Origin of the sequence: Streptomyces sp. NRRL WC-3549 (genome assembly GCF_000721935.1) — a bacterium.
Lineage (GTDB): Bacteria > Actinomycetota > Actinomycetes > Streptomycetales > Streptomycetaceae > Streptomyces.
Genome location: NZ_KL585388.1, coordinates 153,272 through 153,912, shown reverse-complemented (window position 1 = coordinate 153,912; position 641 = coordinate 153,272). Strand labels below are relative to the sequence as shown.

The following is a 641-nucleotide window of genomic DNA, read 5'->3' as shown; positions in this document are numbered from 1 at the left end:
GTGACCGCCCCGGCCGCCCGCCCCGCGCGGCGCGTACGTCAGCGCGCGAGCACGTCCAGGACGCGGTCGACGTCCGCCTCGGTGTTGTACAGGTGGAAGGCCGCCCGCAGGTTCCCGGCCCGGTTCGAGACCACCACCCCGGCCCGGGCCAGCTCCGGCACCCTGTCGCCGAGTCGGGGCACGGCGACGACCGCGGACGTGCCGGGAACCGCCGGGTGGCCGAGCGCGGCCAGGCCGTCCCGGAAGCGGGCGGCGAGGCCGGTGGCGTGGCCGTGCAGCGCGTCCACGCCGGCCTCGGCCACCAGGGCGAGGGAGGCCTCCGCCCCGTGGTACGCGAGAAACGACACCGCCTCGTCGAACCGCCGTGCGGAGATGGCGAGCCGGCGCACCGGCCCGTAGCTGCTGTCCCACGGGTCCTCGGCGGACAGCCGGCCCGCGTACAGGACCGGCAGGGACTCCTGGGCCTCCTCGGTGACGGTCAGGAAGGACGTGCCCCGGGGGCACATCAGGTACTTGAACGCACCGGTGACCGTGTAGTCGTACGCCCCCGCGTCCAGCGGCAGCCAGCCCGCCGACTGGCTCGCGTCCAGGAGCGTCCGGGCCCCGTGTGCGGCGGCCGCCGCCCGGACCGCGTCCAGGTC

Annotated in this window: 1 protein-coding gene; it reads right to left on the bottom strand. The window is 76.8% G+C overall.

What is annotated here, in order from left to right; translation table 11 throughout:
* Window positions 1-38: 38 nt before the first annotated feature.
* Window positions 39-641: aminotransferase class V-fold PLP-dependent enzyme (locus IH13_RS0107180; RefSeq protein WP_031082065.1), on the bottom strand; the 603-nt coding region annotated here is incomplete at its 5' end.